Annotated in this window: 12 protein-coding genes; 8 read left to right on the plus strand and 4 right to left on the minus strand. The window is 52.6% G+C overall.

Features of this window, described 5'->3' with window-relative positions; all coding sequences use genetic code 11:
• Nucleotides 1-57: 57 nt before the first annotated feature.
• Complete coding sequence (gene lrp, locus FN037_RS03980) at nt 58-552, minus strand: leucine-responsive transcriptional regulator Lrp (RefSeq protein WP_002439523.1); 495 nt, start codon at nt 550-552, stop codon at nt 58-60.
• Between the two features lie 531 nt (nt 553-1,083).
• On the opposite strand from lrp, the gene trxB reads away from it, so the two are divergent.
• The 5 genes from trxB to infA all read left to right on the plus strand — a co-directional run bounded on the left by trxB (nt 1,084) and on the right by infA (nt 7,058).
• Nucleotides 1,084-2,052 (plus strand): thioredoxin-disulfide reductase, encoded by a 969-nt coding sequence (gene trxB / locus FN037_RS03985; RefSeq protein WP_138360445.1) that lies wholly within the window; start codon nt 1,084-1,086, stop codon nt 2,050-2,052.
• A 114-nt stretch (nt 2,053-2,166) separates the two neighbouring features.
• On the plus strand, nt 2,167-3,933 hold the full coding sequence (cydD, locus tag FN037_RS03990; RefSeq protein WP_142501582.1) for a heme ABC transporter permease/ATP-binding protein CydD: 1,767 nt from the start codon (nt 2,167-2,169) through the stop codon (nt 3,931-3,933).
• A complete protein-coding gene (gene cydC / locus FN037_RS03995; protein ID WP_142501583.1) occupies nt 3,934-5,655 on the plus strand; it encodes a heme ABC transporter ATP-binding protein/permease CydC in 1,722 nt (573 codons plus the stop codon).
• A 40-nt stretch (nt 5,656-5,695) separates the two neighbouring features.
• Nucleotides 5,696-6,400 carry a leucyl/phenylalanyl-tRNA--protein transferase gene (aat, locus tag FN037_RS04000; RefSeq protein WP_138360442.1) on the plus strand — a complete coding sequence of 235 codons (705 nt, stop codon included), beginning with the start codon at nt 5,696-5,698 and terminating at the stop codon, nt 6,398-6,400.
• Between the two features lie 439 nt (nt 6,401-6,839).
• Nucleotides 6,840-7,058, plus strand: coding sequence for a translation initiation factor IF-1 (gene infA / locus FN037_RS04005; RefSeq protein ID WP_002211347.1), 219 nt, complete (start codon nt 6,840-6,842; stop codon nt 7,056-7,058).
• A 329-nt stretch (nt 7,059-7,387) separates the two neighbouring features.
• On the opposite strand, the gene clpA is transcribed toward infA, so the two are convergent.
• Together clpA and clpS are read right to left on the minus strand one after the other, a co-directional pair.
• Nucleotides 7,388-9,670, minus strand: a complete 2,283-nt coding sequence (gene clpA, locus FN037_RS04010) for an ATP-dependent Clp protease ATP-binding subunit ClpA (protein ID WP_138360441.1) — start codon at nt 9,668-9,670, stop codon at nt 7,388-7,390.
• A 31-nt stretch (nt 9,671-9,701) separates the two neighbouring features.
• Nucleotides 9,702-10,019: an ATP-dependent Clp protease adapter ClpS gene (clpS, locus tag FN037_RS04015; RefSeq protein WP_138360440.1), complete on the minus strand. Its 318-nt coding sequence runs from the start codon at nt 10,017-10,019 to the stop codon at nt 9,702-9,704.
• A 326-nt stretch (nt 10,020-10,345) separates the two neighbouring features.
• Between clpS and cspD the strand changes: the two genes are divergently transcribed.
• Nucleotides 10,346-10,567 carry a cold shock-like protein CspD gene (cspD, locus tag FN037_RS04020; protein ID WP_002896516.1) on the plus strand — a complete coding sequence of 74 codons (222 nt, stop codon included), beginning with the start codon at nt 10,346-10,348 and terminating at the stop codon, nt 10,565-10,567.
• Nucleotides 10,568-10,771: 204 nt separating this feature from the next.
• Here cspD and FN037_RS04025 read toward each other — a convergent pair whose 3' ends face one another.
• Nucleotides 10,772-12,430 carry an ATP-dependent endonuclease gene (locus FN037_RS04025; RefSeq protein ID WP_142501584.1) on the minus strand — a complete coding sequence of 553 codons (1,659 nt, stop codon included), beginning with the start codon at nt 12,428-12,430 and terminating at the stop codon, nt 10,772-10,774.
• A gap of 395 nt (nt 12,431-12,825) precedes the next feature.
• On the opposite strand from FN037_RS04025, the gene aqpZ reads away from it, so the two are divergent.
• Together aqpZ and FN037_RS04035 are read left to right on the plus strand one after the other, a co-directional pair.
• Nucleotides 12,826-13,521, plus strand: a complete 696-nt coding sequence (gene aqpZ, locus FN037_RS04030; protein ID WP_138360438.1) for an aquaporin Z — start codon at nt 12,826-12,828, stop codon at nt 13,519-13,521.
• Nucleotides 13,522-13,694: 173 nt separating this feature from the next.
• Entirely contained in the window at nt 13,695-14,594 is a 900-nt protein-coding gene (locus FN037_RS04035; protein ID WP_138360437.1) for a lysine exporter LysO family protein, read from the plus strand.
• The last annotated feature ends 14 nt before the right edge of the window (nt 14,595-14,608 follow it).

Here is a 14,608-nt window from a genome sequence, read left to right on the forward strand (position 1 = left end):
GCTGTATGGATTAACAGGAGTGTAATCAAACTACGTCGATTTTGCACCTGTTCCGTGTTAGCGCGTCTTGATTACCAGACGATTACTTTGCTTGACTTCTTCCATTACCACGTAGGTACGGGTGTCATTTACGCCCGGCAGGCGCAGCAAGGTCTCGCCCAGTAGCTTACGATACGCGGACATATCCGGTACGCGAGTTTTCAACAAATAATCGAAATCCCCGGACACCAGATGGCACTCTTGAATTTCTTCAAGTTTTTGCACAGCGGAGTTAAATTGCTCAAACACATCCGGCGCGCCACGATTCAGAGTAATCTCAACAAATACCAGAAGTGATGCATCCAGATAATGTGGGTTAAGCAGCGCTGTATAACCCTGAATAAAACCCTGTCTTTCCAGACGACGCACACGCTCAAGGCAAGGCGTCGGAGAAAGTCCCACCCGTTTAGAAAGCTCGACGTTGGAAATACGCCCGTCTTTTTGCAATTCATTCAAAATATTGCGATCAATGCGGTCAAGATCTTTGCCAGGGCGCTTCTTGCTATCTACCATTATTATTGTCTCTCTGTATTCCTTCCCTACTCCTGTTCCGACTCTGAGCCTTCACTGCCAGAGTCCATCCTGTTATTACCCGTACGACATTGGGTAATCCAGGGGTACGTGAGAAGCCCGTTGCCTGACGGCAGCTACCGACATCACGCATGGCGTCTGTCCACACCATGCGTAGATTTCGCTAACCCGGATAAAAATGGCATTTGCGTGCATGAAAATTCGCCGCACACCAAACACTGCTTTTCTTCTTCCATGAATGTTTTCGCAAAAGCACAGGGGATTGTCAAAGCAAAACATCGTTTTTTAGTACAAGATGCCAGATATTCATTATCCTCACCCATTGATTCTCATGTTTTCCTCTTATAATTGTCCCGCTAACAGTAGAATTAGTTATATTCTCCGTTCGTTAAATCGCCAATTAATCGGCAGCCTCTATTGCACATATCGTTAACAAAACCGCCGCGCTCTTTTTTTACGACAACAAATTCCCTACAATCCAGCTCATGTATGCCAATAAATTATGAGGATCTCATGGGCACGGCCAAACACAGTAAACTGCTTATTCTTGGTTCTGGACCTGCGGGATATACCGCTGCGGTCTATGCCGCGCGCGCAAATCTGCAGCCGGTACTGATTACCGGGATGGAAAAAGGCGGTCAACTGACCACCACCACTGAAGTGGAAAACTGGCCAGGCGATCCTAACGATCTGACCGGACCGCTGCTGATGGAGCGTATGCACGAGCATGCCACCAAGTTTGATACCGAAATTATTTTCGATCATATCAACAGCGTCGATCTGCAAAACCGTCCCTTCCGCCTGGTGGGCGACAGCGGTGAATACACCTGTGATGCTCTGATCATCGCCACCGGCGCGTCCGCTCGCTATCTGGGTCTGCCATCGGAAGACGAATTTAAAGGCCGCGGCGTTTCCGCCTGCGCCACCTGCGACGGTTTCTTCTACCGTAACCAGAAAGTCGCCGTGATCGGCGGCGGTAACACGGCGGTGGAAGAAGCGCTGTATCTGTCTAATATTGCTTCCGAAGTGCACCTGATCCACCGCCGCGACAGCTTCCGTGCGGAAAAAATCCTTATCAAGCGCCTGATGGACAAAGTGGAAAGCGGCAATATCGTGCTGCATACCAACCGTACGCTGGAAGAAGTCACCGGCGACCAGATGGGGGTAAGCGGTTTACGCCTGCGTGATACGCAGAATGCTGACAACATTGAATCGCTGGAAGTCGCGGGACTGTTCGTTGCTATCGGCCACAGCCCGAATACGGCCATTTTCGCCGGTCAACTGGCGCTGGAGAACGGCTATATTAAAGTTCAGTCCGGTATCCACGGCAATGCCACCCAGACCAGCATACCGGGCGTCTTTGCTGCGGGCGACGTAATGGATCATATCTACCGTCAGGCCATTACTTCCGCTGGTACAGGCTGCATGGCTGCGCTGGATGCAGAGCGTTATCTGGATGGTTTAGCGGACGCTTGCAAATAATCTTTACAAGTCAGTAACAAAGGTAAATAAGGCGACGAAAAGTCGCCTTTATTTTTGCCTCGTTGTAACATTGTCGTGCCCAAAAAACCCATAACAACACCTGCTAAGCGCGCAATGAACAAAAGCCGTCAACAAGAGTTAACCCGTTGGTTAAAAGATCAAAGCATTATCTCCCGTCGCTGGGTGATGATTTCCCGTCTGTTGGGCGTCGTTAGCGGCTTGCTAATCGTTGCTCAGGCCTGGCTGCTGGCGCGGATCCTCCATCGCATGATCATGGAAAATATCCCCGCAACGGCGCTGCTGCTGCCTTTTACGTTACTGGTCCTGGTCTTTGTGCTTCGTGCCTGGCTCGTGTGGCTGCGTGAACGGGTTGGTTTTCAGGCTGGTCAATATATCCGCACCGAGATTCGCCGTCAGGTCCTCAATCGCCTGCAGCAGGCGGGACCGGCGTGGATACAGGGTAAACCTGCAGGAAGCTGGGCAACGCTGATCCTTGAACAGATCGACGATATGCATGACTACTATGCGCGCTATCTGCCGCAGATGACGCTGGCGGCCTGCGTGCCTTTACTGATTGTCATCACCATTTTCCCTGATAACTGGGCGGCGGCGCTTATCCTGCTGGGTACCGCGCCGCTAATTCCGCTGTTTATGGCGTTGGTCGGAATGGGGGCGGCAGATGCCAACCGACGAAACTTTCTTGCTCTTGCGCGTTTGAGCGGCCATTTTCTCGATCGTCTGCGCGGCATGGAAACGCTGCGAATTTTTCACCGCGGCAACGCGGAAACGGACAATATTCGCCAGGCCTCCGAAGATTTCCGCCAGCGGACGATGGAAGTGCTGCGCCTGGCGTTTCTCTCTTCCGGCGTGCTGGAGTTTTTCACCTCGCTCTCTATTGCGCTGGTCGCCGTTTATTTTGGTTTCTCCTATCTGGGCGAACTCAATTTTGGTCATTACGGCACGGGGGTGACCTTGATGTCCGGTTTTCTGGCCTTGATTCTGGCCCCGGAGTTTTTCCAGCCGCTACGCGACTTAGGGACTTTTTATCATGCCAAAGCTCAGGCTACTGGTGCCGCGGACAGCCTGAAAACCTTTATGGAAACGCCGCTGGCTCAGGCCGAACGTGGTGAAAAGATATTAAGCGATAATGAAATGGTTAGTCTGGAAGCTCGCGACCTGTTGATTAAATCCCCGGAAGGGAAAGTGCTGGCCGGGCCGCTGAATTTTTCATTACGCGCGGGTGAACGCGTCGTGCTGGTTGGGCAAAGCGGCTCGGGCAAAAGCTCGTTACTTAATACGTTAACCGGCTTTCTTCCCTATGATGGCTCGCTCAGCGTTAACGGCGTAGAGTTAAACAGCCTCGATGCCAACCACTGGCGAAGTCTCCTGAGCTGGGTTGGACAAAACCCGCAGTTGCCTGCAGCGACGCTACGCGAAAACGTGCTACTGGCATGCCCTGAAGCTACCGAGGCGCAGTTACAGCTTGCGCTGGATAAAGCCTGGGTCAGCGAATTTATCTCCCAGTTGCCGCAAGGGATCAACACACCGCCCGGCGATCAGGCGGGTCGGCTGTCGGTTGGCCAGGCGCAACGCGTCGCCGTTGCGCGGGCGCTGCTGATGCCGTGTCGCCTGTTACTGCTCGATGAACCCGCAGCCAGCCTGGATGCTCACAGCGAGCAGCGGGTTATGCAGGCGCTCACAGACGCATCAATGCAGCAGACAACATTAATGATCACCCATCAACTGGAAGATCTTGCGCAATGGGATGCCATCTGGGTTATGCAGGATGGCCAAATTGTCGAGCAAGGCAGTTATTCGCAGTTGGCTTCTGCTGGCGGCCCCTTCTCAAGACTGCTCGCTCATCGTCAGGAGGAGATTTAAATGCGCGCATTATTGCCTTACCTGGTGCTATACAAACGGCACAAATGGCTGCTGTTGCTCGGCATCGTGCTGGCTATTGTCACGCTACTGGCCAGTATTAGCTTGTTAACGCTGTCCGGTTGGTTTCTGTCTGCATCCGCCATTGTTGGCGTCGCGGGTCTCTACAGCTTTAACTATATGCTGCCTGCCGCTGGCGTACGCGGCGCGGCAATTATTCGCACCGCTGGCCGCTACTTTGAACGTCTGGTGAGCCACGACGCCACCTTCCGCGTCCTGCAACATCTGCGCGTGTTTACCTTCAGTAAACTGCTGCCGCTCTCCCCTGCCGGGCTGGCGCGCTTTCGTCAGGGCGAGTTGCTGAACAGAGTGGTTGCTGATGTCGATACCCTGGATCATCTCTATCTCCGCGTGATATCGCCGCTGGCAGGCGCTCTGGTGGTGATACTCGTTGTCACTGTCGGTCTGAGCGTACTGGATGTGACTCTGGCCCTGACTCTCGGCGGCATTATGCTGTTCACCCTGCTGGTACTGCCGCCGCTGTTTTATCGCGCGGGCAAGCCGGCAGGTGAAAGCATGACTCAACTTCGCGGGCAATATCGCCAGCAGCTCACCGCCTGGCTACAGGGGCAGGCGGAACTGATGCTGTTCAACGCCAGCGATCGTTATCGGCAGCAGATGGCAAAAACCGAAGTTCGTTGGCAGGATGCACAGCGTCGCCAGGCGGAGCTCACCGCGCTCTCCCAGGCGCTGATGTTACTGATTGGCGGTATTGCGGTTATCACCATGCTGTGGCTCGCCTCTGCGGACGTAGGCGGTAATACTCATCCAGGTGCGCTGATTGCGCTGTTTGTTTTCTGTGCGCTGGCGGCGTTCGAAGCTTTAGCACCGGTCACCGGCGCATTCCAGCATCTGGGTCAGGTGATCGCCTCGGCGCAGCGGATCACGCAAATCACCGAGCAGCAGCCGGAAGTGACCTTTCCCCAGGGAACGACGGCCACGCCGCAGCAGGTGGCATTGATCTTCAATCAAGTCACCTTTCGCTATCCTCAGCAGCCCGCCCCCGCGCTGGAGAATGTATCGTTACAGGTCAAGGCCGGGGAGCATATCGCCATTCTGGGACGAACAGGTTGCGGGAAATCGACCCTGTTGCAGTTGCTGACGCGTGCCTGGGATCCGGCTCACGGCGAAATATTACTCAACGACCAGCCTCTGGCACACCTTACTGAGGCGACGCTACGCCAGACAATGAGCGTCGTGCCGCAGCGCGTGCACCTGTTTAGCGCCACGCTGCGCGATAACCTGCTGCTGGCCTCCCCTCATGCCAACGATGCTCAGCTTTCAGCAACGCTTGAGCGCGTGGGTTTAGAAAAATTGCTTGAGGACAGCGGCCTTAATAGCTGGTTGGGTGAAGGCGGCCGCCAGCTCTCCGGCGGCGAGCTGCGCAGGCTGGCTATCGCCCGCGCCCTGCTTCATGATGCGCCGCTTATGCTGCTTGATGAACCCACCGAAGGACTGGATGCAACAACGGAAAGCCAAATCCTTGATTTACTTGCGCAAGTGATGCGTCAAAAAACCGTATTAATGGTGACGCATCGTCTGCGCGGGCTTGCGCGTTTTAATCAGATAATTGTCATGGACAACGGGAAGATTATTGAGCAAGGTAGTCACGCAGAACTGCTGGCTGAACAGGGGCGTTACTACCAGTTTAAGCAGCGCCTGTAAGTCATTATTGAATCTTTGCCTGTGATGTACTGAGGTAAAAATGCGCCTGGTTCAGCTCTCTCATCATTCCATCGCCTTCCCTTCCCCGGAGGGCGCTTTGCGTGAGCCTAATGGTTTATTAGCGCTGGGAGGCGATCTTAGCCCGGCGCGTTTGCTGATGGCCTATCAGCGCGGTATTTTCCCGTGGTTTTCGCCGGGTGACCCTATTTTATGGTGGTCCCCCGACCCGCGGGCGGTACTATGGCCGGAGAAATTCCATCTCAGCCGCAGTATGAAGCGCTTTCATCAGCGTTCGCCTTATCGTGTCACGTTGAATTACGCCTTTGGCCAGGTCATTGAAGGATGCGCCGATCACCGTGATGAAGGAACATGGATAACGCCGGGTATCGTTCAGGCGTATCACCAGTTGCATGAGTTGGGCCATGCCCATTCTATTGAAGTGTGGCAGGGAGATGAATTAGTCGGCGGCATGTACGGCGTCGCACAGGGCGCGCTATTTTGCGGAGAGTCGATGTTCAGCCGTGCGGCAAACGCCTCTAAAACGGCATTACTGGTCTTTAGCCAGATCTTTATGCAGAACGGAGGAAAATTAATCGATTGTCAGGTTCTCAATAAGCATACCGCCTCTTTAGGCGCGGTAGAAATCTCCCGCCGCGATTATCTCGACTATCTCTCAGTGCTGCGAACCTGGCGTCTGCCGGAGCGATTCTGGGTGCCCAGGTTGCTATTTGCAGGCGATGCATAAATGTTTTCAGCACATTTTTTGCTGGGATGGTATAATTGCGCGGTAGAGTAGCTTCTGCCCGTTGCCCCGTCGCCGTTTGGGAATAATAAGAGTCAGATAACGCCCATCGTTCTGTCACTCCCCTTTACGTTTGCGCCTGTCACCCGGTTTATCCGCGTGAATTGCGGGCAATGCGCCGAAACGACTTCGGCGATTTTACCCTAAATAATTCAAGTTGCGGGACACTGAATCCTCCAACGGCTACAGCAGGCGGCCGGGATAAACGACAATCTGCACGTTGTTCGCCACGAGGGCGATACTCAGGGATATTCCGGGTACATGCTGTCAACGCGCATGCAACTTGAAGGATGGCGGGTATATGTAAAACTTTACTTACTTGCTGAACTTCGGCATTATCTTGCCGGTTCAAAACTACGGTAGTGATACCCCAGAGGACTAGATGGCCAAAGAAGACAATATTGAAATGCAGGGCACCGTACTTGATACGTTGCCTAACACTATGTTCCGCGTAGAACTGGAAAACGGTCACGTGGTAACTGCGCATATTTCCGGTAAAATGCGTAAAAACTACATCCGCATTCTGACGGGCGACAAAGTGACTGTTGAGCTGACCCCGTACGACCTGAGCAAAGGCCGCATTGTCTTCCGTAGTCGCTGATCGTTTTTGCACCTGAGGTGCCAGATGCAGAAGGCCGGGATATCTCCCGGCTTTTTCGTTTATTTCCGATCATCCCGGGCTGATACTTGCCCCAATATTGGCTGCCTGTACGGCAGTGAACCTCATTGGTCTGGTAATACCCGGTGTAACTTTTTTCTAAGCTACCTGTACGGCAATGCATCCAACACGTTCCGCTCTACCATAAAGTTATCGTTAAAATTAACCGACCAATTCTATCGATCCCCCTAATATCCAAGGTTAAAAAACGTCCAGCACAAGGATGTAAAAAAACCGGCCCAAAGGCCGGTTATAGATGCACGACTATAAGATTAATGCGCCGCTTCCGGTTTGTGCTTCTGCGCACTCTGGAAGCCGTAGGTCAGCGCGTTTTTCTCTTTATCCAGTTTAACGGTCACCTGACCGCCATCAACCAGTGAACCAAACAGCAGTTCGTTGGCCAGCGGTTTTTTCAGATTGTCCTGGATCACCCGGGCCATTGGACGTGCGCCCATGGCCCGGTCATAGCCTTTCTCCGCCAGCCAGTCACGCGCTTCCTGGCTAACTTCAAGCGACACGCCTTTCTGATCCAGTTGAACCTGCAGTTCGACGATAAACTTATCCACCACCTGGTGAATAACCGTCGTCGACAGGTGATCGAACCAGATAATGTTATCGAGACGGTTACGGAACTCCGGCGTAAAGATCTTTTTAATCTCATCCATCGCATCCGGACTGTTGTCCTGATGAATAAGACCGATAGATTTACGCTCGGTTTCGCGCACTCCGGCGTTGGTGGTCATCACCAGCACCACGTTGCGGAAATCCGCTTTGCGGCCGTTGTTATCGGTCAGCGTGCCGTTATCCATCACCTGCAGCAGCAGGTTAAAGACGTCCGGGTGCGCTTTTTCAATTTCATCCAGCAGCAGCACCGCGTGCGGATGCTTAATCACCGCATCGGTCAGCAGCCCGCCCTGATCGAAACCAACATAGCCCGGAGGCGCGCCAATTAAACGGCTGACGGTATGACGCTCCATATATTCGGACATATCAAAACGCAGCAGTTCAATACCCAGAGACTTCGCCAGTTGCACGGTGACTTCGGTTTTCCCGACTCCGGTCGGCCCGGCGAACAGGAAAGAACCGACTGGTTTGTGTTCATGACCAAGCCCGGCACGCGCCATCTTGATGGCTTCAGTTAATGCCTCAATCGCCTTATCCTGACCAAAGACCAGCATCTTCAGACGATCGCCGAGGTTTTTCAGCGTATCGCGATCGCTGCGGGAAACGCTCTTTTCAGGAATACGCGCGATCCGTGCCACCACGGACTCAATATCCGCCACGTTAACCGTTTTCTTACGTTTGCTCACCGGAATTAAGCGCGCCCGCGCTCCGGCTTCGTCAATCACGTCAATCGCTTTATCCGGCAGATGACGATCGTTAATATATTTCACCGCCAGCTCCACCGCGGCACGCACCGCTTTGGCGGTATAACGCACGTCGTGGTGCGCTTCGTACTTCGGCTTCAGGCCGTTGATAATCTGCACCGTCTCTTCCACGGAAGGTTCGGTGATATCGATTTTCTGGAAGCGACGCGCCAGCGCACGATCTTTTTCAAAGATATTGCTGAACTCCTGGTAGGTCGTCGAACCGATCACCCGGATCTTGCCGCTGGAGAGCAGCGGTTTAATCAGATTAGCGGCATCGACCTGCCCGCCGGAAGCGGCTCCCGCGCCAATGATGGTGTGGATTTCATCAATGAACAGAATGCTACTGGTGTCCTGTTCCAGTTGCTTGAGCAGCGCCTTGAAGCGTTTTTCAAAATCACCGCGATATTTGGTGCCTGCCAGCAGCGAACCGATATCCAGAGAATAAATCGTACAATCGGCCATGACTTCCGGCACATCGCCCTGCACGATACGCCAGGCAAGCCCTTCGGCAATGGCGGTTTTACCGACGCCGGACTCTCCCACCAGCAGCGGGTTATTTTTGCGGCGACGACAAAGAACCTGAATAGCACGTTCCAGCTCTTTCTCGCGGCCGATCAGCGGATCGATACCGCCAACGCGAGCAAGCTGATTGAGGTTGGTGGTGAAGTTTTCCATACGATCCTCCCCGCCTGCTTGCTCTTCACTGCTGCCAGGCTGGCTGGCGCTGTTATCAGCAGATTGGCCTGGCTCATCTTTACGCGTACCGTGAGAGATGAAATTCACCACATCAAGGCGGCTGACTTCATGTTTACGCAGCAGATATGCCGCCTGGGACTCCTGTTCGCTAAAAATTGCGACCAGGACATTGGCGCCAGTGACTTCGCTACGTCCGGAGGATTGAACGTGGAAAACGGCACGCTGCAGCACGCGCTGGAAGCTCAGCGTCGGCTGAGTGTCACGCTCTTCTTCCGTTGCAGGCAGAACGGGCGTGGTCTGTTCGATGAAGGCTTCAAGTTCCTGACGCAGCGCGACCAGGTCCACTGAACACGCTTCAAGCGCTTCGCGGGCCGAAGGGTTGCTAAGCAGCGCCAGCAACAAGTGCTCGACGGTCATGAACTCATGACGGTGCTCGCGCGCTCTGGCGAAAGCCATGTTTAAACTGAGTTCCAGTTCTTGATTGAGCATAGGCACCTCCCCCAAGTTTTGTTGCCTGTATTCAGGCTTTTTCTAGCGTACACAACAACGGATGCTCGTTCTCCCTCGCGTATTGATTCACCATCGAGACTTTGGTTTCCGCGACTTCTGCGGTAAACACGCCACAAATCGCTTTACCTTGATAATGGACCATTAGCATCAGTTGCGTTGCACGTTCAACATCATAAGAAAAGAATTTTTGTAACACGTCAATAACAAATTCCATTGGCGTGTAGTCATCGTTGACTAATATCACTTTATACATAGATGGCGGTTTAAGCGCATCTTTAACTTCGTCCTCTACGAGCTGCTCGAAGTCCAGCCAGTCTTTCTTACTCATCGTCACTGTTCATCATCGGTTGCTGTAGCCAACAGGCGGTGGCCTGTCAATGACCAAAGGCTATGCACATCACAAATCTACAATAGATCATAGATAATTATCATCTATTACTTCCATCCGCGACGTCTGTCACATTCCCCGGCAATAGCGTTAACTGCTTCAAGTTTTGACGCATTTTTCACCGTCTCCCCACGTCAATCGCTTGACGCATTTCCTGATTTCTCTAAATTGTAGTGGCGAGAGTTGGCGAGCAATTGAACAACTCGTCACTCCACTATCGGTTCATTCCATCTTACTTATATAAGATTTACGAAGGATGTCGAAGTATGGAAATGGGTACTGTTAAGTGGTTCAACAATGCTAAAGGGTTCGGTTTTATTTGCCCTGAGGGCGGCGGCGAAGACATTTTCGCCCATTATTCTACCATCCAGATGGATGGTTACAGAACGCTAAAAGCCGGACAAGCCGTTCGGTTTGATGTTCACCAGGGGCCAAAAGGTAACCACGCCAGCGTGATTGTCCCTGTGGAAGCGGAAACGGCCGCATAACTCTTTTGCTTCATTGTGTACATCCCGCCAGCAAAATGCCAGTCCTTCTGACTGGCATTTTTTATCGTCACTCGCAGGCCCGGCGACATCACCGCCACCGGACCCAGCAACAACTGTAATCTACATGTGGCCCGTTCAGCGGTTTTCAAGGCCAGACCAGACATCACACGCCGCCGGTAAAACAGAGAGTAGCCGCAGAGTAAGCTAATCCGCCCGACCGCGCGCCAGCCACAGCACACGCGAAAACATTTTTTTCAACAGCGCCGGCACCGCATCCACGCCGCGACGGCCTGCCTCCATCGCCACCTCAATCGCCAGGTCCGGTTTTGACGAGCGATGAATCGCCTTGGTAATCACCCGCCGCATGTTCATTGGCAGATTCATTGGCAATTGCGCCACCCGGTGGTAAACATCATCGAACCCCTGACGATACATAAAATGTTCCATATCCATTGCCGGTAGTGCCGTCAGGTGATCGCGTTCCAGCATTTTATCGTCATTCAACAGCCCGCGAACCGTCGCCGCATATTTTTTCCCGGCCTCATCGCCATCGACCAGCACATGCCACTCAATGCCCATACGCCGCGCGAATTTAATAAGCGGTTTTAATCCCGACTGGGCGAACTCAATAACTTTCACCCCTTCCGCATCAAAGTGATGACCGCACTGACGGGCCAGCTCGTTAATAACCCAGGTTTCCGTTTCACCTTCGACCAACAGCCAGCAGCGGGCAAACAGCGATGACGCGCGGTTAAAACGGATATGAAAAGCGATACGCCGACTGTCTTCCGCATTCATCCCGCCGGGCCCGAGCCGCCAGGCTGACACCCGCGATGATTCACGCACCAGTCGGCAAACGTACTCAACGGGCGTCAGCGACAATAATTCACCGGAATTAGTGGTCGTCACTCTCTGTAACGGCAACAAATTGAGCAAATGCCAGGCCACAGACAACATAATAGGATGCAACCGGGTCTCAGGATCCTCAATCAGCAGTAACGGTCGCGCGTCGCGATCGAGCCGGACAGTTCCTTTTGCCTGCAATAGCGTAGCGAATAAACCCAGCAAAATGACCCGATGGCTGCGGCCGCCGGGCTTATCGATCATCCGGTTGATAATATCCAGATAACGCCAGCTACGTTGTTCATCGTGTGAATAGCGGCGCATCAGGCGGTTACGCGATTGCGCGCTGCTCTGCTCGGCAAAATAGTGTTCCAGTAACTGCACCATTGCCGACAGCCCTTGCCGTATCTGGCTATCGGTCAAATTTTGCGGGTGATGCACCAGCTCACGGGAGAGAAAGTCAAGCTGGCGGGCAGTAATCTCAATCTGTGGAGAATGCGGCACGGTACCGTTGTGGATCCGCCGCATAAATCGGGCATCGCGCAATCGCAGAACGGGCATTAATCTCACCAGGTGCCGGGCCAGCTCGTCAATATCCGCCAGTTTCAGGGCCTCCCCTTCGCCATTGATAAAACTACGCAGCGTCATGACGCCATCATCATCGGCAAGCTCTCCCTCCAGGCGATAAAAAATCCGCTGAAAACCATCATCACAGGGTACCCAGCAATGACTAAGGGGCCGATAACGACGCACCCGATAACGACCGGGGTCATTTTCACGGAAGGTCAGGATAATATGCAAATGACGCTCTCGCCCCTGAATATCACCGGGCGGAAACCAAAAATCCTCACGGACAAAATGGTAAAGTTCAGACTCTGGCGATAAGAGTAACGTCAGGGCATCCAGCAGGCTGGATTTACCCCATGCATTTTCGCCAATCAGCACGTTATTTTGCTCCAGCATCAACGATAAACGGTTGATACCGCGGAAGCCTACAATTTCGACGCGCTCAAGATGCATATCCCCTCCGCCCGCTAGCCACTTTATCCTTCAATTACCAGCAGTATATACCCGTCGGACTGCTTGTTGCAGATATACTGGCAATAACCCGGTGCCCCCCTGGTCTTCGCCCTTTCGTGACCAGCGCGAACCACATTCAAAACGGTTAATCGTTTTTGCCCTGCAAGACGAATTATTTAGAGTATATATCATTTAATCCAGATAATAATTCATCATCTATATGTTCATTTTTTAACCACACTTATTCGAAATTAAATAACATCACTTTTTTAGCTGGTCTCCGGATGAAAACATCCATAGAATAACGCTCCTTTATTTTTATCGTCGCATTTGTGCCGATAAATAAAAGCCGAGACGGCAACTTATGTTGGTTTACGTTTTTTATTGAGGTCGTTATGTTCAGAAAATTAGCAGCAGAATGTTTTGGTACATTCTGGCTGGTGTTTGGTGGTTGCGGTAGCGCTGTACTGGCCGCAGCGTTTCCGGAATTAGGCATTGGCTTTGCCGGCGTCGCGTTAGCCTTCGGTTTAACTGTATTAACCATGGCGTATGCCGTGGGCCATATTTCCGGCGGGCATTTTAATCCGGCGGTCACTTTAGGTTTGTGGGCTGGCGGCCGCTTCCCGGCAAAAGAGGTCATTGGCTATATTATCGCTCAGGTTATCGGCGGTATTATTGCCGCCGCTATTTTGTATGTTATTGCCAGCGGTAAAGCAGGTTTTGACGCGGCTGCCAGCGGTTTCGCCTCTAACGGTTATGGCGAGCACTCTCCAGGCGGTTTCTCAATGCTTTCCGCGATTGTGATTGAGATTGTCCTGACCTGCGGCTTTTTGCTGGTTATTCATGGCGCAACCGATAAGAATGCCCCGGCAGGCTTTGCTCCCATTGCCATTGGCCTTGCGCTGACGCTGATTCACCTGATCAGTATCCCGGTCACCAACACCTCGGTGAACCCGGCGCGCAGCACCGCGGTTGCGCTCTTCCAGGGCGGCTGGGCATTACAACAGCTGTGGCTGTTCTGGGTGATGCCGATTATCGGCGGTATTCTGGGTGGCGTGCTGTACCGCACCTTGCTCGAAAAGCGCGATTAATGGATTAAGATCCGGAGTATCGGGTGGCGGCTATGCCTCCCTGGCCTGCGGTCATAGAGCAATATGTAAGCCGGGTAAGCGTTAGCGCCGCCCGGTTTTTTTACACCTTTACCTGACAGCCTTTATTGGGTAGTGTCATTGCGCAGTTTCGCATACAAAGGACCCGGCTGTTCATGTTTTCAGGACTTTTCATCATTTTGGTTCCGCTGATTGTGGGCTATCTTATTCCGCTTCAGCATCAGGCCGCATTAAAACTGATCAACCGGCTGTTAAGCTGGATTGTCTATATCATTCTCTTTTTTATGGGAATTAGCCTGGCCTTTCTCGATAATCTTGCCAGCAATCTACTGGCGATTCTCCATTATTCAGCGGTCAGCATCGTTATTATCCTGCTATGCAATATTGCGGCCCTGATGTGGCTTGAGCAAAAAATACCGTGGCGAAATCATCACCGCCAGGAAAAATTACCTTCCCGTCTCGCAATGGCCATGGAATCTCTCCAGCTATGCGGCGTAGTGCTTATTGGTTTTTTGATTGGGCTGAGCGGCATCCCTTTTTTACAACACGCCACCGAGGCCAGCGAATATACGCTAATTTTCCTTTTGTTACTCATCGGTATGCAACTGCGTAATAATGGCATGACCCTACGGCAAATCATCCTTAATCGCCGTGGAATAATTGTGGCGGTCGTGGTCATGATCAGTTCGTTATTGGCTGGCGTCATCAATGCCTTTATTCTCGATCTGCCGTTAAAAACCGGTCTGGCAATGGCTTCCGGATTTGGCTGGTATTCGTTGTCCGGGATTTTACTGACCGAATCGTACGGGCCGGTTATTGGTAGCGCCGCGTTTTTCAACGATCTTTCCCGGGAACTGCTGGCAATTATGCTTATTCCCGGCCTGGTACGACGCAGCCGTTCAACCGCACTCGGCCTGTGCGGAGCGACATCAATGGACTTTACGCTACCGGTCCTGCAACGTTCAGGCGGCGTGGAAATTGTCCCGGCAGCTATCGTTCATGGCTTCATTTTGAGTCTGCTGGTACCCATTTTGATGGCCTTTTTCTCCGCATAATCCCTTTCTGGCGG

Origin of the sequence: Klebsiella sp. 2680, from assembly GCF_900198535.1 — a bacterium.
In the GTDB taxonomy this organism is placed as follows: domain Bacteria; phylum Pseudomonadota; class Gammaproteobacteria; order Enterobacterales; family Enterobacteriaceae; genus Klebsiella; species Klebsiella indica.